Consider the following 17,504-nt stretch of genomic DNA (forward strand, 5'->3'; position numbering starts at 1 on the left):
TCGCTTAAAGCGCTTTCTCGAATATCCCGGACTAGAAGGATCACCCCCTATAGTACAGCGTTTCGCAAATGCGGAGCTGGTGCCGCCAACGGTTCGTAACCGTCGTTCCCGCCGGGCGACCTTCACCGTCGCGATTGCGTGACGACTCTCCGCGAAGGGAACGGATTACTGAAACGCAGTACTAGCCGATGGATTGGATGCATCAAATAATATATTTACTATATCATATATAATAATGGAGTGTGAAGATTCTTTATTGCTGATTCTCGCCACCAGGAACGCAAACGAGGAAGGAGAGCCCTTCCTCGTTTGCTGCGAATTAAATATGAACGACCACTTGATCCTCTTCGACGGAAGTATCGAACCTCTCTACGGATACCTCGCAACACTTCTTGCGCATGGCCGGATCCACGATCATACGGCCCGTCTTAATATCGAATTCCCATTGATGCCACGGACAGCGTACGATTTCTCCCGTTCGCTCGTGCTCGTAGCGGCCTGCCGCGGAGGAGACGATGAGCGGTCTAGTCTGTCCTTTGCACAGCTCGGCCCCTTGGTGCGGGCATACGTTGCGAAGCGAATAAAACCGTCCGTCGATATTATATGCGCCGATACTTCGTCCGCCCGTTTCCCCAGCTTGTTGGAGCCAGGCGGTATTTCCGCAATTTGGCTACGATGTGCCTTTGCTGTCCGGCCGTTCGGTTTATTTTTCTGCGTCATAACGGGTTGACCTCTCTTTCCCGGTTGGCAGCCGACTGATTCCGAGCAGCGGGTGCTGCTTGGGAATGGTTATCGAACCGCAGAACCGGTCGTCCCAAAAAAAATGGTAGCGTTTTCAAAAATCGAAGAATTACTAATAAAAACGAACGATCACCAATCGTAACCCGCATTTGTTCCCATTACAATAAAGGGGAATCCGGATTCGGAAAGACGAAAGAGGCATAAAAAATATTTCATTTTCGGGGGGAAACATGAATATTTTACGAAGCTGTGCGATGTTGGCGCTCCTAGCCACGGGCGGGGCGATTTTGGCGGCATGCGGCTCGGGCGGCGGCAGTGGGGACCTGGGCGCTGCGAAGGAAACGACGGAAAAGCCGATCGAGCTTGTCTTTCATGCGGGACAGAGCAACTGGACCGAGGACATGTTCTGGGCGCTATACGGCAACCCGATCAAGAAGAAATTTCCGCATATTACCCCAAAATTCATTCAAGTGTCCGGATCGAAGATCACGCTTGGCGATTTGATCGCAGCCGGAGATCAGATCGATCTCATGCTCGTCACCACGTCGGGTACGGCCGACAACATTTTGAAGTACGGGCTGGAATACGACATTTCCGGTCTGATTAAAGAGAGCAAATTCGACTTGAACCGGTTCGACCCGTCCATTGTCAATATGCAGCGGGATATCGCCAAGGGCGGCATGTACGGATTGCCGGTGTTCGTGCAGATCCCGTTTATGCTCTACAACCGCGATTTGTTCGACAAGTTTGCCGTCGGTTATCCCAAGATGGGCATGACCTGGGACGAAACGTATGACCTCGCGGTCAAGATGAGCCGTACGGAGGGCGGGAAAAAGTATTACGGACTCGGCACGAACATGACTTTCCATTTTAAAACGAGTCAAATTCCGTTGTCGCTGGTCGATCCGGCGACGAATAAGGCGCGCTCGGACGATAAGACGAAACGGGTGTTCGACAATTTCGTCCGATTTTTCAAAATTCCGAGCTATGAAGCGAATGCGGCCATGAGTAAAGGCGGAGAGCTGGAAAATATGTTTTTCAAGGATCAGACGCTTGCGATGTACCCGCATTTCACGAACGTGTCCAGAAGACTGCCCGACAACTTGAACTGGGATGCCGTATCGCTGCCTTATTATTCCGATGCCAAGGGGGTGGCGCCCGCCGCGGATCCTTATTTCCTCTATATTATGGGGAACAGCAAATATAAAAAGCAGGCTTTCGAGGTAAGCGCTTACCTTACGACGGTGGAATCCCAAATCGAGCTGGCCAAGGAAGGGTTCACCCCCGTCATTAAAGATAAGGCGGTTCAGGACGCTTTCGGCAAAAACAACAAAAATTACGCGGGCAAAAACGTGTCGGCCTTCTTCCCGGAAAAGCTCGCACCGGCGCCGTCCTATTCGCGCTTTTACACGTTGGCAGACTCCAGTCTGCTCAATGCCTTCAGCAGCGTGGTGCTCGGCGCCAAAGATATGAATACGGCGCTCAGGGATTACGAGCAGGAAGCGAATAAAAAAATCGAAGAACAGATGGCCATGTCCAAATAACTGCGATAGGGAATGCACGGCATTCTCGACTGCCCATTTGTTGTCCGCTAAGATTCGGCCGAAAACCGAACAGCAGCTATGGGAAGGAAAACGGTTACTCTCTACGGCATTAGGAGGAACAGCGAACCCGAAGTCTCTATTTCTGAACTCAGGTTCGGTAACAGTGAAATGGAGTTCACTATTCGCCAAATTCGCCAATCCGGCAAACGATTAGCGCAATGAGTTTCAGTATTGGCGAACTTTGGTTCATAAACGCCGCTGCGATATCACGACGAGGCACACGCGATCTAAGATCCCATTGCCGGCCGACGCGTCTTGCGTTTGCCGGCAATGGTTTCTTTTTCGCTTCCGCGCTTAAGTGAGATGTTGAAGCTTTAGCGTATGGGACGGCGGATGGCCGACTATTTTTTTGTACATGTGATTGAAGTACGTAGGATCGCAGTAGCCGAGGGATTCGGAAATTTCTCCGATCGTCATGCTGTTGGTCAGGAGCAATTCCCGGGCGGCGGAGATGCGTACTTCGTGCATATACTCCACGGGCGTTCGTCCCGTCACTTCCTTGAATACGGTGGAGACGTAGGTCGGAGAACGGTCCACCGCCTGGGCCAGCTCGCTGAGCCGGAGCGGCTCGCGGTAACGCTGCACGATATATTGCTGGATGCGCAGGGCGAGACTGCGGCGGGAGGAGGAATGGGCGCCTCCGGACAGCTCGCGCTGGACGATGCCCAATATTTCGAACAGGATGCCGCGGGAAATGAGCTCGTAGCTCGGCATTTTGCCGAGCCAGCATTCGTTCAGCAGCGAAAACCGTTGCTTGAGATACTCATAGCCGAGCGGTCGGAAATGAATGTAAGGTTCCTGATGACTAGCCGGCAAATCCTCGGGCGATATATCCCTGAAATGGGCGGAATACATCTGGGAAGGATCCTTCAGGTCGCTTTCCGCCGAACGGGTGGAGCCTTGCGGGAAAAACAGCGCTTCGCCCTTGCCGACCCGGACGGTTCTGTCGCCAAATCGGTAAATGGCCACGCCTTTTACGACAAGGAGAAGGATATGATGCTTGGTCATCGTCAAGGGGACGATCCAGCTGCCTCCCACGCCCGGCTGGAATGCGATGTTATCGATCTTCATCCGAGTATGCCTCCTTCTGTATGGACCGAAATCGAAGAATTACTAATATAACGATATGATTACCAATCGTATTACTAAATGAATCCCATTACAATAAAAATGTGAAGACAATCGGCATAACATAACGAATCAGCAAGGCAATCCGAAGGGAGAATCAGGAGGCTCCGTCCGGAGGCCAGGCACAAATTTTTTTGCGATAATGCCAAAAAACCGGATAACTTATAGAGCGGAGGGGTAGGAATGGCGATCCATTATGTAGCCGAAGCCGCCGAGATCGAAGAAGGCAAAAGGATCATCGTGGATGTGGAGGGCAGATCGATCGGGGTGTACCGTGTAGGGGGCGAATTGTACGCTCTGCACAACCGATGCCCGCATGAAGGCGCTCCGTTGTGCAAAGGCCCTATTTGCGGAACGACTTTGCCGTCGGGCGTATACGAATATGAATATGGCCGCAGCGGCGAGCTCGTCCGCTGTCCGTGGCACGGCTGGGAGTTCGAGATCAAAACCGGCAAATCGGTTTTCAGCGACAAGGTGCGGACGCGCAGCTACAAGGTGCAGGTTGACGAAGGCAAAGTAGGGATCGTGATCTAACACACGGGAGGCGAGTAGAATTTACCGGAAAGCGGATGTAGTCGTTATAGGAGGGACCCCGAGCGGGATAGCTTGTGCTGTGCGATGTGCCGGGGAAGGGCTGAATGTGATTTTGGTCAACCTCACCGATCACTTGGGCGGCGTGATGGGCTCGGGGCTTGGTGTGACGGACACACTCTACGACGGGTTCCGTGCGCCGATCTATGAAACGTTTATTCAGTCCGTACGCGAGTACTATAAAAAATCATATGGCGAGAATTCCGAACAATACGCGGCTTGTTATTCCAAGCGGAAGCTACACTTCGAGCCGCATGTGGCCGAGCTTGTATTTACCCGTATGCTAGAAGCGGAAAGCCGGATTTCGGTATTGTACCGCTATTATCCGGTATCCGTCGAGCAGGTCCGCCGCAAGTTGACAGCTGTGACGATCCGGAGCTTTGACGATGGGGCTCCGATCCGGCTGGAAGCAGACGCATTCGTCGATGCGAGCCATGAGGGAGATCTTGCCGCTGCTGCGGGAGTGGAAATGAGAGCCGGCAGGGAGAGCCGCGGGGAGTACGACGAGCCTCACGCAGGGAAAATATTTACTCAAACCGGTGGCGGCAAATATCCGCGAGATGCGGTCGAGGGGCTGCTGAATTTGGAGCCTTTCGCAGGCACTACGCAGCAAATTTTCTCAGGCAGCACCGGAGAAGGAGATAACGCATTTCAAGCTTATAATTTTCGCGTATGCTTGACATGCAATCCCGTTAACCGGGTATATCCGTCGAAACCGGACTCCTATGACAAAACCCTTTACCTGGGAATCGTAGAGAAGCCGGAAGACAACCGCGGCCGCACTCATGTTCTGAGAACCCATCTGATGCTGGGCGACGGCAGCTGGCGGTTGAAAAGCCATATTCCCAACGACAAATTGACTTGGAACGACCCTTTATTGCTGGGCGCTCAGCTCGAGTATCCGAACGCCGGCTGGGAGCGCCGAAAGGAGATCATTCGCGAGCATGCGGACTTTGCATTAGGCATGTTGTACTTCCTGCAAAACGATGAAGCTGTGGGACCGGATGTTCGGCAAGAAGCGCTGCGATGGGGGCTGCCCAAGGACGAATTTATCGATAATGGACATTTTCCGTACGAGCTGTTGGTGCGCGAAGGGCGGCGGATGGTCGGACGTTACACCTTCACGGAGCATGACGGGATTCTTGCGTCCGGTCTGAACCGGGCACCGGTTCATTCCGATTCCATAGGTATCGCCGAATGGCCCATTAGCTCGCATGATTGCACGGCCGACAGACGACCGGGAAGCAGCAACGACGGCGTGCTGATGTTGTCCGAATCTACGAGACCTTCCCAAATTCCTTACCGTTCGCTGCTGCCCCAAAATGTGGATAACCTGCTGGTGACGATCTGCTTGTCCTGCTCGCATATCGGATGGGGCACCCTTCGGCTCGAGCCCGTGTTCATGCACTTGGGAGAATCTGCGGCGTATGCGATTGCTTTGGCCGCCGGGCAGGGGATCCCGCCTGGAAAGCTTGATGCGGATAAATTGGTGCGCAAATTGGCGGAGAACCAAGTGATGGTCAGCTTTTTTAATGAATTCGATATGGCGACCCGGCACAATTGGGTTCCTGCGGTACAATATTTCGGTACGAAAGGCTTCTTTGCCGATTACGATGCGAAGCCTGAGGAGATCCTTGACCGGCATACGTTCAGCATATGGGCGGGCGCATTCGGCAGCTTGCTCGCGGGCAGCCCGAATCCGTTGGAAACGGCCCGGAAGCTGCACCGAGAGCGGGAACGATCACGTGATGCCGAGCCTGTGAATCGTATTGAATTTCACCGAATGATCGAAGATGAGCTGGTTATCCGCGGTTTTCAGGGTCTACAGGCGCATCCTGATCAGAATGCTTCTACCCCGCTACGCAGAGGCGAGGCATGCTTCATGCTGTACAGACTGTTATTGGCAATTCCAAACTAGGTGCTTCTGCGAGGTGATGGCGGGGATGCCGAAAGAACGGGGATTTGACCTGCAAGCGGAGCATAAGCCGTTCGCAAGCGGAGCTATAGCTTGCTCCCTTGCAGCAGCTGCCGCCGCATCCACTCGTTGGCGACAACGGCATCGCCGTCGGTGTTCAACTGTTCGTACAGCCGGCGCCGCAGCTCCTTGACGAGCCCGGCGTGTGCGGAATCGCCGACCTTGTTGTCCAGCTCGGCGGGGTCTGCCGCAAGATCGTACAGCTCATCCGTATCCGTCAAATTCCATACATACTTCCATTCGTTCGTGCGGATCATGCGCTGCGTGTACAATCCGAATTGCTGACCGTTATAGGAGGCTATGACCGCATCACGCCATTCGGTCGCATCCGACGCCCCCGAGAGTAGCGGGGCCAGTGACCGGCCTTGCAAATTTCCCGGATCGTGCGATTGAAGTCCGAGCAGCTCCAGCAGGGTAGGGGGCAAATCGAGAAAGCTGTATACGAACCGGCTGCACGTCGTCCCCCGACCGGCAAGCTCCGGATATCGGATCATTAGCGGCACATGAACGACATCGTCGTATAAAACGTAATGTTTGTCCATCATGCGGTGGGAGCCGCACATATCGCCATGATCGGCGGTGAAGATGACGATCGTATTGTCCGCTTCGCCCAGCCGGTCCAATGCCTGCAGCACGATGCCGACCGCTTCGTCCATTTGGCTGATGACGCCGTAATACCGGGCCACTACAGGAGACCAATCGTCCCACGTAAACGTCTCGACGCCCCAGTTGTACAGCTGCTGCCGCTGGATATACGGCTTCCCGGCAAACGTATCGCGAAATCCGTTCCACTCGGGAACGCTTTCAGGAGCGTACATGTCGGCGAATCGTCCGGAAGGACGGCAAGGCAGATGCGGCTCCGGAAAGTGCAGCGCCATATGCCAAGGGGAGCCGGCCGATTGAAGCCGCTCCATCGCCTCGACGGCGCGAGCCGCCAACCAATGCGTCTGCGAATGCTCGACGGGGATCGGATTCGGCTCGCCGAAATAGCCGTTCGCAAACTTCGCATCGGGATAGCTGCTTTTCGCGAATCGCCCGTAGTCCGCTTCTCCGATGTAGGAACCGTAGCCGAAAGCGGTAGGATCGAGAGTCGGGTGAACGCCCCATTTGCCGAGAAAAGCCGAAGCGTAACCATGCTCGGCCAACGTTCTGGCCCAACAATAATGGCGCGGCTCGAGAGAGGCGACGGGAAGAGCGCCGTTGAAGTTCCATAGCGCTCCGAACGTTTCCGCTCTTCTGCCGTTCAGGAGAGATTGTCTGGCCGGCCCGCATACCGGAATATGCGAATATGCGGCGGAGAAGACGGTGCCTTGCGACGCCAGCAAGTCCAGATTGGGAGTTCGGACCGGGTATTTGCCGCTGGAGCCGATACAATCGTAGCGAAGCTGGTCGGCCGTAATCAACAAGACGTTCGGCGGATTATCTCTCATGTCCGTGATCATCCTTTCCTGCGAGCATACGGCTCATTTTCCCGCGCGGAGCGCTTTGTCCAGATCGAGCCCTTGGCGGTATTGACTGGGCGGGCAGCCCACATGTCTCAGAAACAGCCGGCTGAAAAACGAAGGATCGTCATAACCGACCTGCGTTGCGACGGTAATCACTTTTTCGTCCGATTCGACGAGCAGATGCTTGGCCCGTTCGATCCGGATTCCGTGCAGCACGTCGATGACGCTTCTGTCGAACTCCTGTCTCATGAGACGGTTCAGCTGGCGGATGCCGACATTGAATAAGCCGGCCAGCGATTCCAGCGTAATTTTTTTGTCATAGTTGCGTTCCATGTAGCCGTAGATGCGCCTTGCCGTTATTTCGCGCTCCAATTGCCGCGGAGAAGGAGCGGCGCCGCGGTTGCGCATTAGCGTGTAGTAGCGGGAGAGGAGGACCAGCAGCTCGACCATCTGCAGCCGGATAATCGTCGTATAGCCCGGTCCCCGATTGCCGAGCTCCCGGATCATGCTGTCGAGCAGAACGAGGACGGCGACCGCATCTTGGCCGTGCAAATTCAGATGATGATTGAAGCGGACGTTCGGCTTCATGAACGGATGCACGTAGAAATAGTCCATCGAGGACGTAATTTCCAGCTCCTTCAGAAGCGCATCGGGAATGAAGGACGGCATGAATAAACAGTTGACGATTTCGAGCTGCTCCCCCTTCGACACGGAGTAGGCATGCGTCTCGCCGGGATTGATAATATATACGTCTCCGGCTCCGATTTCATATTCCGTGCCTTCGAATATATGGATGCCTTCGCCGCGTACGACATAGACGAGCTCGACGAATTCGTGCCCATGCTCGGGAATCGCCGCTTGGTTAATCCGCGTTATCCAGAACGGAAACTCATCCTTCATTAAAGTGCTGCTCCTGATCATCGACTTCATCCGCTTCCCACTCCTCGCCAATGACTCCGTTTGTTCCGGTCGAAATTTGACGTTATTCCAGAAGGTTATCCATGACTGCGCAATGCCGTATCGAATCGTTCCCGACGCGGGTCCAGACGCCAATCGTCCCAGCTCATGCCCGTCGAAGCGAGAATTTGCTCGATTCTTCTGCGGAACGGCAGCCCGGCCTGCTGCAGCTGCTGCTCCATAGGGTCGGGCCGTCCCGCGAGCTTGCCGGATACCCACTCCATAAGCTGCCGTTCCAGCCTCGCGGCAAGCTCGGGCTGCGACTCGGCCAAATTGACGGTCTCGCCCGGATCGTCCCGCAAATCGTACAATTCCGTATCCGGCCGGACGAACGGTCCGGAATCGTAGGTGCGGATCAGCTTGTAACGGTCGGTCCGGATGCCCCGCGCCGCCTGCCAAGCGCATTCGCTCAAATAAATCGTATCGTGCGTACGGTCGGTCCGGCCTTCGATCGCCGGCCATAGGCTCTTGCCGTCGAGCCCGGTCGGGTCCGCAAGCTTGCCCGGGTCGATCCCCCGCGGATTTTCGCGACGCACCGCTTCCAATATCGTCGGCAGCAGGTCGACTTGCTGCACGAATCCCGGAACTCTGCGTCCTTCCGGCATACGGCCCGGCCATCTCATCATAATCGGGACGTGCACGGTCGGTTCGTACAAGCCGCAATGATCCCAATAAATGTCGTGCTCGGTCAAGCTTTCCCCGTGGTCCCCGAACAGGATGACTAACGTGTCCTCGCGAATGCCGAGCTTCTCCAAGTGGCGGTCCAAGTCTTGAAGCCGGTCGTCCAAATAGCGGATTTCCGCGTCATAGAGCGCATCGTAATAATCGCTGTCGGTAACCGGGCCGAGCAGATCGTAATGATGATGCTTGAAGAACGGGTACGCCAGATGGTTGTAAGCCCGTTCCATGCTCGTGTTGGCGCGGTCGAACGGGTCCCGTCCTCTTGGGTAAAACTGCGGCACGTACGATTCGGGCGGCAAATACGGCGTATGAGCATCCCAATAATGCAGGAACAGGAAAAACGATTCGTCCTTATGCTGCTCGAGCCACGGAAATGCCAGCTCGTTGACGGTCCGCCCGTCGATCCAACGGTTGCCGCCGACGCTGTTGATATAATACCGGTACCCTCTGGCAAACCATTCCTTCAATTGATACAAATTGTCGACGGCGGATGTCGCAAACCCCGACGATCGCAGCATGGTCGGAAGCCATGCCGTCGACTTCGGCAGATGCGTCAGCTCCGAGCCGTGCGATACGATCCCTGTCGTCAAACCGACTTTGCCGGTAAAGATCCCGGTATGCGCCACTTCGGTAGGAATGTCGGCCGCATAAGCGCGTTCGAACAATACCCCTTCGCGGGCCAGACGGTCCATGAAAGGGCTGGTCGGTTTCCCGTACCCGTATCCGCTTAACCGGGAAGCCCGAAGCGTGTCCAGCGAGATCAGAATGATTTTCATCCGGCTTCCTCCTAACGGGCGCTGGCGGCGTGCAAGCCCGGCCAAGACAGGATGGCGTTCGTATTGTCCGCAAGGGATGCGGTTGCCGTGCAAATCGTCATGTCGGGGCTGGGCGGCGTTTCATACGGATCGGATATTCCCGTAAAATGGTTCAGCTCGCCCCGCCTTGCTTTGGCGTACAGTCCTTTCACGTCGCGACGCTCGCATTCCTCCAAAGGGCACTGCACATAAATTTCCACGTAGCCGGGAAGCGTCCTGCGTGCATACTCTCTCATCTCGTGATAAGGGGTAATGGCCGATACGAGCACATCGACGCCATGCTTGGCCAGCAAGCCGGCCACGTAGACGATGCGCTTCACGTTCTCGAGCCGTTCCTCGCGGGTGAAGCCGAGTCCTTTGCATATCGTCCGGCGCAGCTCGTCGCCGTCGAGCAGCTCCGCGCGCCGTCCCTGCTCGAGCAGCCGGGCTTTCACGTATTCCGCGGTCGTCGTTTTCCCGGCTCCGGACAATCCGGTGAACCATAATACATTTCCATGTTCGATCATGTCGCCGATCCTCCGGAGTTATCATTGCCGTATGGTACGTCCACGGGAGCTCCGCCAAGCTGGTGCGAACGGATGGCCGCTTCGATGACTTCCTGCGCGGCCAGCGCATCCGCCCCGGAAGCTTCGATCTCGCCGGGGGCGTCGCCGGCCTTGATTTGCCCGACGAACCGGTTGATCCGCTGTTTGAACGTATCGTCGAAGCCCTGCATGCCTCCGAATATCGGATTGCGGAAAACGGTCAAATCGTTCGAATGATGAGGGTAGTATGTCATGCTCTCATAGACGTTGTCAATGACGAATCTGCCTACGTTTCCGGCCACCTCGCAATACTCGATCGGATGCTTCATCGACATGTCGTAGCTTCCGGTCAAATGCCCGACGGCGCCGGAAGCGAACTCCATATTTACCGATACGGTAGACCAGGCGAGACGACCGGGAGCTTTCGTCATAAACGACTGCACCCGCTTAATATCGCCCCCGAAATAGCGCAGAACGTCGATCGAGTGGGGATGCAGCGCGCGCATATGGAGCCATTCCGTATCGTCCTGCGGATTGTTGATCGTCAGCCGCATATTGAGGAACAGGAGGGAGCCGAGCTTGCCGGCGCTCACGAGCTCCTTGGCCTTGTACGCGGCCGGGGCGAACCGGTGGTTCAGGTTGCATGCCAGGCGAACGCCCTTCTCGCGGGCGAATGCCACCATGCGTCTCGCCTCGTCGATCCGGTTCGAGATCGGCTTCTCGACAAGCACGTCTTTGCCGGCTTCGATCGCGGCCATGGCGGGCGCGAAGTGGTGGCTTCCCTTCTCGACGCCGGCCGTCGCCACGATGACGACATCGATCCGTTCTTTATCGAGCATGGCCGCAAGATCGGTATAGGCCGGGACGCCGAACTGCCGGCCGGCCGCTTCCGCCCGCTCCGGCAGCAAGTCGCATACGGCCGCGAGCTCGGTATCGGGGTGCTGCCGGTAAGTGCGGCAATGGATGCTGCCGATATGGTTGACGCCTATAACCGCCACTCTGATCATCGTGATCTTCCTTTCTGGTTTCGGGTCGGGCGGAGTCGGCTCGAGCCCCGAAATGGTATAAGAGTCTCCAATACCTTCTATGTGGGTGAGCTCAGCCGTTTTTCGCGAATAGGAGATGTTGGAGCAGAGTCCCAAGCATCTCCTATTCCGCGCGCCGGTGATTGTTTTATGAAAATTGCGGTCTCTGGAGGCTGTTATTTGTCATTATTTCTTGACGGCTTCCGCCTTTTTCTCCTGGAGCGAGCGTGCATTTACGATCGAGCCGATATGCATGGCGTCGTATGCTTCCTGCGAAGAGGTAAAGGTGACGCCTTTGCCGTGCCAGTTCAGGTTCGTGAAAATCGGATTCGTCCGTTTCGTCTGCTTCTCGCGCTTGGCGATATGGTCGTTCATCCGTTTCTCAAGGAATGCCGCGACCTCCGGTTCTTTCTCCGCCAGATTGACGTTCTCCTCCGGGTCCTGCACGAGATTGTACAGCTCGATCTCCGGCTTGAAGTGGAAGTCCGGCTCGAGCGCGCGGATCAGCTTCCATTCCGGCGTGCGCCAGCCGTGCTTGCGCATCCATGTGCATTCGGTAATGTAAAACTCGCTGATGCGGTCGTGCTGCTTTCCTTTGATCCAGTCGACCAGATTTTGCCCGTCGAACTTGATTTTGTTTTTGACCCCGAGCAGGTCGAGTACGGTCGGCATAATGTCCTGGATAAGCGACACGTCGGAGAACCGTTTGCCGGCCGGGACGACGCCGGGAAATTTGATGATGAGCGGGACGACGAGGGTGCAGTCGTACAAGCCGTGATGGTCGAAGTAGCAATCGTGCTCATACAGCGTCTCGCCGTGGTCGGACGTAATGACGATGAGCGTTTCTTCGGTCAGGCCGAGCGCCTCGAGCTTGGCGAACAGCGTTTGGATGCAGGCGTCCATATAGGCGATGGCTCCGTCGTATTGCGCGGATACGTAGTTAGAGTCCGTCACGCCTTCCGGTATCCACGATTTCAGGAAATCGGCGAACGGCTTGAAGCCATACACCGGCTCCATGGAGCGATTGTCCGGATCCTTCTCGTTCTCGCCATAGAAAGTCCGCTCATAAGGCTGCGGCGGCAAATAAGGCGAGTGCGGGTCCATATGCCGCAGGAACAGGAAAAACGGTTTGTCGTCCGCGGCAAGACGCTCCAGCTCGGGCACGGCCACTTGGTTCAAATTGTGCGCTTTCGGGGCGCGCCCGGTCTCGTCGGGATGCCACGACTCGTAGTTGAGATACGTTTGGAACCCGCGTGACGAGGGGTTACCCGTAAAGCCGATACATGTCGTATTGTAGCCGTTATCGCCCAATACTTCGGGCAGCGTCCTGACATGTCCGCCGAGCGGGCCTTGGTGCCGGAGCGCGACCACGTCCGTTCCGAAGACGTCCATCCCGGTCAGCATCGAGGCGTAAGCGGGGGTCGTCGGAATGCTCGGGCTGAAGTGCTGCTCGAACAACACGCCTTCGGCGGCGATTTTGTCCATGTGCGGTGTAGTCAAGCGGGAATAGCCGTAAGAGCTCATATGATCGCGGCGCAAACTATCGATGCCGAAAATGATTACGTTCGGTTTTTTCGCTGGCATTCGGATTCCTCCTCAAAGCTTTCATTATTGGGATGTATTGCAAAAGCCGGCGAACGATGCATCGAATTTCAATTCTCACATTCGCTGGCGAACAGTGAACCCGAATTGCTTATTTGTGAACCTCATTGCGCTATTTTGGACCATTTTTGGGCTAATCGCGGATTAGTTGATCGGTATTACCGGGCACCCAGCTTTTTCAGGCAGGCGTTCAAGTAGCCGTACGATTCGGCGGCTACGATCGACACCTGCGCCAGCGAATGATCGGGACCGGCGCCGATGACCTCCAATACGACCGGACCGCTGTAGCCGCCGTCCACCATCGCCTTGCAGTAGCCGAACAGGTCGATGTCGCCGCGTCCGCACGCCTGCAGCTCGATCGGCCCGGGGCCTTTCTCCCGGCCCTTGCAGTCGCGGATGTGCACATGTCTCACCCGGCCGAGCACGGCCGGAAGCGCCTCCTCGGCATTCTCGCCCGCGCGGTGAATATGGCTCGGGTCCATATCGATGCCGAACGCGGCAGAAGAGATGGCCTCCATCGCCCTAAGCGTAGTGGGCGTATTATAAATGGCGTTGCCGACGTGCGCCTTCACGCACAGCGTAACCCCGTAGGAAGCGGCTCGCTCCGAGAGCCTGGACAGCTTGTCGATCGACGCGACCACGTCCTGCTCGACGCCGAGCTTTCCGCCGGGGCCGACGTTGATGACGGGAATGCCGATCTCGGCAGCCGCCTCGAAAGCGGGCAGCAGCCTTTCCTCGCTCAAGGAAGCGACCTCCGTCGACAAAAACGCGAGCCCGTTTTCTTGCACGATCGATTGCAGCTCGCCCTTCTGCTCCTTCCATCGGCTTAAATCGAGATGCTCGCACATGCCTTGGATAGCGGCAATCTCGACGCCGTCGTATCCGCACAGCGCGATCTGCTTCGCCGCCTCGGCAAAGCTGAAGTGCTTGAACAGCACGGAGTTTACGCCTAGCTTGATCATCGTCTCGGTTCCTCCATTACTCCATGATAGATGTGTTATTTCATATAAAGCGGGTCCCCGTGCAGCGGCGGCAGCGGATGTGGCCTGACCGTCTCGCCGCCTCGCTCGTAAGACTCGATTACGGCGAACGTGTATTCCAGCACGGCGAGAGCGTCCCGTCCGTTGGCGCGAAGCTGGTCGCGCGAAACGTTATTGGATATGTCCTCGAGAAACGCGTGCAGACGATTGTTGAACGTCCGTCCGAAATCGTTCGTCCCGTAGTCGGTCACTTCCGGCTTCGGCTGGACGCTGATGGCGGGCACGCCTTTTTCCGCTTTCCAGTACGACACTTTCTCCACGCAGTTCTCGATGCAGAACGTTCCTTTCGTGCCGGCCATTTCCAGACTCCACCAGCCGCCGAGCCCGTATACCGCATCGCCCCTTTGGCTGAGCAAATAGCCGACTCCGCCGTTCGCAAACTTCACGTGAATGCTGTTGATCGATACCATGACGTCGCCCGCGCTTCTCCGGAAGCCGGGACGGTCCGAAAACGTCTGGATATGGGTGATGTCCCCGCAAAAATGCCGCATCACGCTAAGGGGATGAGTCAGAAACGCCTTCATGTGAAAATAAGGATGGCCCTTGATCTTCGGCGAGCCCGCGAGAGCGTAATTGGCTTCTCCGCCGTTAAAGCCCATCTTGGCCAAGCAGTATACAAGCTCCCCGATGTCGCCGTTGTCGACGTACTGCTTCGCCTTCTCGGCCGGAGGGGTGAAGTAATGGTTCAAATTGCAGCCGAGATATACTTTCTGCTTATCCGCGAAGGCGACGAGCTCGCGCGCTTCTTTGACGTCATGGCAGATCGGTTTCTCGACCAGCACATGCTTGCCGTAGCCGACCGCTTCCATCGCGGGCTCGAAGTGCCAGCTGCCGTTGTCGATGCCGCCTGTCGTAATATCGACGATTTGCAGGTCGGGCTCGTTCTCGACCATATCCTTCAGGCTGTAATACGCCTTGACTCCGAATTTCTCCGCCGCGGCGTCCGCCCGCTCCTTGACTACGTCGCACACCGCAACCAGATCCGCAAGCTCGTCTTCCTTATAACAGGCCGCGTGGTTTTTACCGATGCCGTTCATGCCTACAATGCCGATTTTCAACGCCATATGTTACGTTTCCGGTCCATAAAGTCCGAAGACTGCCGGAAACTTCACCTGCCTTTCGTCTCCAATTAGAATAATTGATATCGCTTACAATTGGGCTATCATCGGATCATCCAACGTAACTCTGCGTCCTTGCCGCGCCGAAGCATAGCAGGCCAGCACCATCCTTAGCGACGTACGGCCTTCCTCCGCCGATGCCAGCGCGCCCCGCTCGCCCCGCACAAATCGGGCCAAAGGTTCTGCCAGCCCGCGAATGCGGAAACCGTGATTAGGCGGGCTCCCGATATCGCTTGCCGTCCAAGCGCCGGTCGCGACATCGAACCGCTTAAGTCCCGCGCCTTCGCCCGGACGAGGGACATTGCAGCTCGTCGCGTCGCCGTAATTTTGCACGATCGTGCCCCGTTCGCAAACGATTTCCGTCGTATTTTCCGCGGCATTGCAGGTGAAGGAGCAGTTCACCTCGGCGAGCGGACCGCCCGGGTAACGGAATATGGCAATCCCGTTATCCATCGGGATGCGCGGGTTGTGCAGCGACTCGATCTCCGCGGTGACGCTATCGGGTACGCCGAGCCAGTAGTGCAGCAGGTCGATCGGATGGGAGGCGTCGTCGGCCCATATATCCCGGTTGTATTCCGGCTTGACGTGCCACGAATCGGCGAAGGACGGCTGCAGCCCCATGGCCAGCCCGTGTCTGCGGCGGATTGTGAATACTTTGCCGAGCTCGCCGCTATCCATCCATTGCTTCATTTGAATGTTTTGCGGATCGGCCCTCATCTGCCACGCCATCGTGAACGGAATGCGATGTTTGCCCACCGCTTCGACAATCCGGTCCGCCTCCCGGATCGTCAGCGCCATCGGCTTCTGCAGGATAACCGCTTTACCTGCGGCGGCCGCCAGCTCCACCAAGTCCGCATGCATCGACGTCTCCGACGAAACGACGACCGCGAGAATGTCATCCCGGGCAAGCATTTCCGAGGCGTCGGCGTACCCTACCAATCCAAACGCCTTCTTCGCCTTCTCCAGCCTTTCCGGATCGTGGTCCCAGCCCGCGATAACGCGAATGCCGTACTCCGGACGCTTCCATTCTTCACAGTAGGAGTTGACATGACCGTGGGCAAATCCGAGTATGCCTACTCCCGTAGGTTGGCTCATCCTCATTCTCCTCTCGGGAACGTTAGCTCGATCTTGTTGCGGCTTTCATAGTTCCATCATAATCATCCGTACCGGCGAAATCATGGCGGATCGGGACAAAAACAAGAGCGATCGGGACGTTTTTTTGGGCCGCTTTCTCGGCTGAAGGAACAGGTCGATCCCGGCCCGACAGCAAACAAGGACGATTCCTGGATCGAAATATGGCTGCAGCCAACATAAGGTAATTGCCGATCTGGCTTCCGCTATCCCGGACCAAGTCCGATGACGCCGATCTGGCTTCCGCTATCCCGGACCAAGTCCGATGACGCCGAAATGGTTTGGAGGGGCAGCACGGGCAAAAGCGACAGAGTTTCTCGCGTCTGTAAATGGAATACATACAGTTATTATGTTGGGTTATCGCTATAACCGGTATAGTAACTGGAAAAGATGCATTTAATCTCACCGCTTTGCACCGATCACGGCGCTTCCGGTGTAAATAGCTGTACATTTTCCCGTTAAAATGCGCTCTCGGTAAGATGCGCCACTTTTAACTGGAGGATTTCCATTAAGTCGTTTTCAGAGGGAGCCAGATACGGAGCAAAGTAGTACCGGACCGGCTCGTGACGCAGATTCCGATCGGGAGGGCGGGTGAGGGCGGATGAGGGCGGTCCGACTGTCCTATATGCACCGCAACCAATATGGGGTAAAATGGTCAATGATTTTAAATAACGATCATTTGAACAGGAACGACCGCGATGCAAAAATACAAGCAAGTTTTTATCCGGCAGTTCGACCGGACATTGGAACGGTGGCGAGCCTCGGGCAAAACCGTAGCCGAAACCGAGGTATACAGGCTTCTCCACTCGATCAAAGGGACCGCCGCGACAATCGGGCTGCAGGAATGGACCGACGAGGCCGCTCTGCTGCTGAAGCATATGAATGAGGAGGGCGGCAGCGAGCTGTCGTTCGCGGACATCATGCGGGTGATCGCGCCCATCGTTCGCTTAAGGGCCGATGCCGCGGACAGCGATTTCGGGCGATCGACGGACGAGATTGCAGACGGGGGGGCGGGCGAATCCACCAACAGGTACGCCGATAACCGAGGGAATACAAACGAATGCGACGACAGGTACGCCGACAGCTGAGGGAAGGCAAACGAATGCGACGACAGGTACGCCGATAGC

General features: G+C 56.2%; 15 protein-coding genes. 4 read left to right on the plus strand and 11 right to left on the minus strand.

What is annotated here, in order from left to right; translation table 11 throughout:
* Positions 1–319: 319 nt before the first annotated feature.
* Complete coding sequence (locus FE784_RS42910) at positions 320–613, minus strand: Rieske (2Fe-2S) protein (RefSeq protein ID WP_139604338.1); 294 nt, start codon at positions 611–613, stop codon at positions 320–322.
* A gap of 358 nt (positions 614–971) precedes the next feature.
* On the opposite strand from FE784_RS42910, the gene FE784_RS21655 reads away from it, so the two are divergent.
* The gene (locus tag FE784_RS21655) at positions 972–2,285 is read left to right on the plus strand and encodes an ABC transporter substrate-binding protein (RefSeq protein WP_139604324.1); all 1,314 of its coding nucleotides are present in this window, start codon (positions 972–974) and stop codon (positions 2,283–2,285) included.
* 354 nt (positions 2,286–2,639) lie between these two features.
* Here FE784_RS21655 and FE784_RS21660 read toward each other — a convergent pair whose 3' ends face one another.
* A complete protein-coding gene (locus FE784_RS21660; protein WP_139604325.1) occupies positions 2,640–3,416 on the minus strand; it encodes an AraC family transcriptional regulator in 777 nt (258 codons plus the stop codon).
* A gap of 240 nt (positions 3,417–3,656) precedes the next feature.
* On the opposite strand from FE784_RS21660, the gene FE784_RS21665 reads away from it, so the two are divergent.
* Both FE784_RS21665 and FE784_RS21670 read left to right on the plus strand, forming a co-directional pair.
* Entirely contained in the window at positions 3,657–4,007 is a 351-nt protein-coding gene (locus FE784_RS21665) for a Rieske (2Fe-2S) protein (protein ID WP_139604326.1), read from the plus strand.
* Between the two features lie 46 nt (positions 4,008–4,053).
* Complete coding sequence (locus FE784_RS21670) at positions 4,054–5,982, plus strand: FAD-dependent oxidoreductase (RefSeq protein WP_281287140.1); 1,929 nt, start codon at positions 4,054–4,056, stop codon at positions 5,980–5,982.
* 83 nt (positions 5,983–6,065) lie between these two features.
* Here the strand turns inward: FE784_RS21670 and FE784_RS21675 are convergent, their stop codons facing one another.
* From FE784_RS21675 to FE784_RS21715, 9 genes are all read right to left on the minus strand, one after another.
* The gene (locus tag FE784_RS21675; RefSeq protein ID WP_176706413.1) at positions 6,066–7,469 is read right to left on the minus strand and encodes a sulfatase family protein; all 1,404 of its coding nucleotides are present in this window, start codon (positions 7,467–7,469) and stop codon (positions 6,066–6,068) included.
* Positions 7,470–7,502: 33 nt separating this feature from the next.
* Positions 7,503–8,414 (minus strand): AraC family transcriptional regulator, encoded by a 912-nt coding sequence (locus tag FE784_RS21680; protein ID WP_139604329.1) that lies wholly within the window; start codon positions 8,412–8,414, stop codon positions 7,503–7,505.
* Between the two features lie 65 nt (positions 8,415–8,479).
* Positions 8,480–9,898, minus strand: a complete 1,419-nt coding sequence (locus FE784_RS21685; RefSeq protein WP_139604330.1) for a sulfatase family protein — start codon at positions 9,896–9,898, stop codon at positions 8,480–8,482.
* 11 nt (positions 9,899–9,909) lie between these two features.
* Positions 9,910–10,443 carry an adenylyl-sulfate kinase gene (gene cysC / locus FE784_RS21690; RefSeq protein WP_139604331.1) on the minus strand — a complete coding sequence of 178 codons (534 nt, stop codon included), beginning with the start codon at positions 10,441–10,443 and terminating at the stop codon, positions 9,910–9,912.
* Positions 10,440–11,468 (minus strand): Gfo/Idh/MocA family protein, encoded by a 1,029-nt coding sequence (locus FE784_RS21695; RefSeq protein ID WP_139604332.1) that lies wholly within the window; start codon positions 11,466–11,468, stop codon positions 10,440–10,442. The genes cysC and FE784_RS21695 overlap by 4 nt, the downstream gene beginning before the upstream one ends.
* 204 nt (positions 11,469–11,672) lie before the next feature.
* Positions 11,673–13,070, minus strand: coding sequence for a sulfatase family protein (locus FE784_RS21700; RefSeq protein WP_139604333.1), 1,398 nt, complete (start codon positions 13,068–13,070; stop codon positions 11,673–11,675).
* A 176-nt stretch (positions 13,071–13,246) separates the two neighbouring features.
* Positions 13,247–14,050, minus strand: a complete 804-nt coding sequence (locus tag FE784_RS21705; protein WP_139604334.1) for a sugar phosphate isomerase/epimerase family protein — start codon at positions 14,048–14,050, stop codon at positions 13,247–13,249.
* A 35-nt stretch (positions 14,051–14,085) separates the two neighbouring features.
* Entirely contained in the window at positions 14,086–15,192 is a 1,107-nt protein-coding gene (locus tag FE784_RS21710) for a Gfo/Idh/MocA family protein (RefSeq protein ID WP_139604335.1), read from the minus strand.
* An 84-nt stretch (positions 15,193–15,276) separates the two neighbouring features.
* Positions 15,277–16,341 (minus strand): Gfo/Idh/MocA family protein, encoded by a 1,065-nt coding sequence (locus FE784_RS21715; protein ID WP_176706414.1) that lies wholly within the window; start codon positions 16,339–16,341, stop codon positions 15,277–15,279.
* A 734-nt stretch (positions 16,342–17,075) separates the two neighbouring features.
* Here FE784_RS21715 and FE784_RS21720 point away from each other — a divergent pair.
* Positions 17,076–17,465 carry an Hpt domain-containing protein gene (locus FE784_RS21720; RefSeq protein ID WP_139604337.1) on the plus strand — a complete coding sequence of 130 codons (390 nt, stop codon included), beginning with the start codon at positions 17,076–17,078 and terminating at the stop codon, positions 17,463–17,465.
* Positions 17,466–17,504: the final 39 nt, after the last annotated feature.

This window comes from Paenibacillus hemerocallicola, assembly GCF_006265175.1.
In the GTDB taxonomy this organism is placed as follows: domain Bacteria; phylum Bacillota; class Bacilli; order Paenibacillales; family NBRC-103111; genus Paenibacillus_AB; species Paenibacillus_AB hemerocallicola.

Coding starts and splice junctions, on each gene's coding strand:
- FE784_RS21710 (WP_139604335.1), bottom strand. CDS start 15,192: ATGGCGTTGAAAATCGGCATTGTAGGCATGAACGGCATCGGTAAAAAC.
- FE784_RS21655 (WP_139604324.1), top strand. CDS start 972: ATGAATATTTTACGAAGCTGTGCGATGTTGGCGCTCCTAGCCACGGGC.
- FE784_RS21715 (WP_176706414.1), bottom strand. CDS start 16,341: ATGAGCCAACCTACGGGAGTAGGCATACTCGGATTTGCCCACGGTCAT.
- FE784_RS21705 (WP_139604334.1), bottom strand. CDS start 14,050: ATGATCAAGCTAGGCGTAAACTCCGTGCTGTTCAAGCACTTCAGCTTT.
- cysC (WP_139604331.1), bottom strand. CDS start 10,443: ATGATCGAACATGGAAATGTATTATGGTTCACCGGATTGTCCGGAGCC.
- FE784_RS21695 (WP_139604332.1), bottom strand. CDS start 11,468: ATGATCAGAGTGGCGGTTATAGGCGTCAACCATATCGGCAGCATCCAT.
- FE784_RS21700 (WP_139604333.1), bottom strand. CDS start 13,070: ATGCCAGCGAAAAAACCGAACGTAATCATTTTCGGCATCGATAGTTTG.
- FE784_RS21720 (WP_139604337.1), top strand. CDS start 17,076: ATGCAAAAATACAAGCAAGTTTTTATCCGGCAGTTCGACCGGACATTG.
- FE784_RS21660 (WP_139604325.1), bottom strand. CDS start 3,416: ATGAAGATCGATAACATCGCATTCCAGCCGGGCGTGGGAGGCAGCTGG.
- FE784_RS21680 (WP_139604329.1), bottom strand. CDS start 8,414: ATGAAGTCGATGATCAGGAGCAGCACTTTAATGAAGGATGAGTTTCCG.
- FE784_RS21665 (WP_139604326.1), top strand. CDS start 3,657: ATGGCGATCCATTATGTAGCCGAAGCCGCCGAGATCGAAGAAGGCAAA.
- FE784_RS21675 (WP_176706413.1), bottom strand. CDS start 7,469: ATGAGAGATAATCCGCCGAACGTCTTGTTGATTACGGCCGACCAGCTT.
- FE784_RS21685 (WP_139604330.1), bottom strand. CDS start 9,898: ATGAAAATCATTCTGATCTCGCTGGACACGCTTCGGGCTTCCCGGTTA.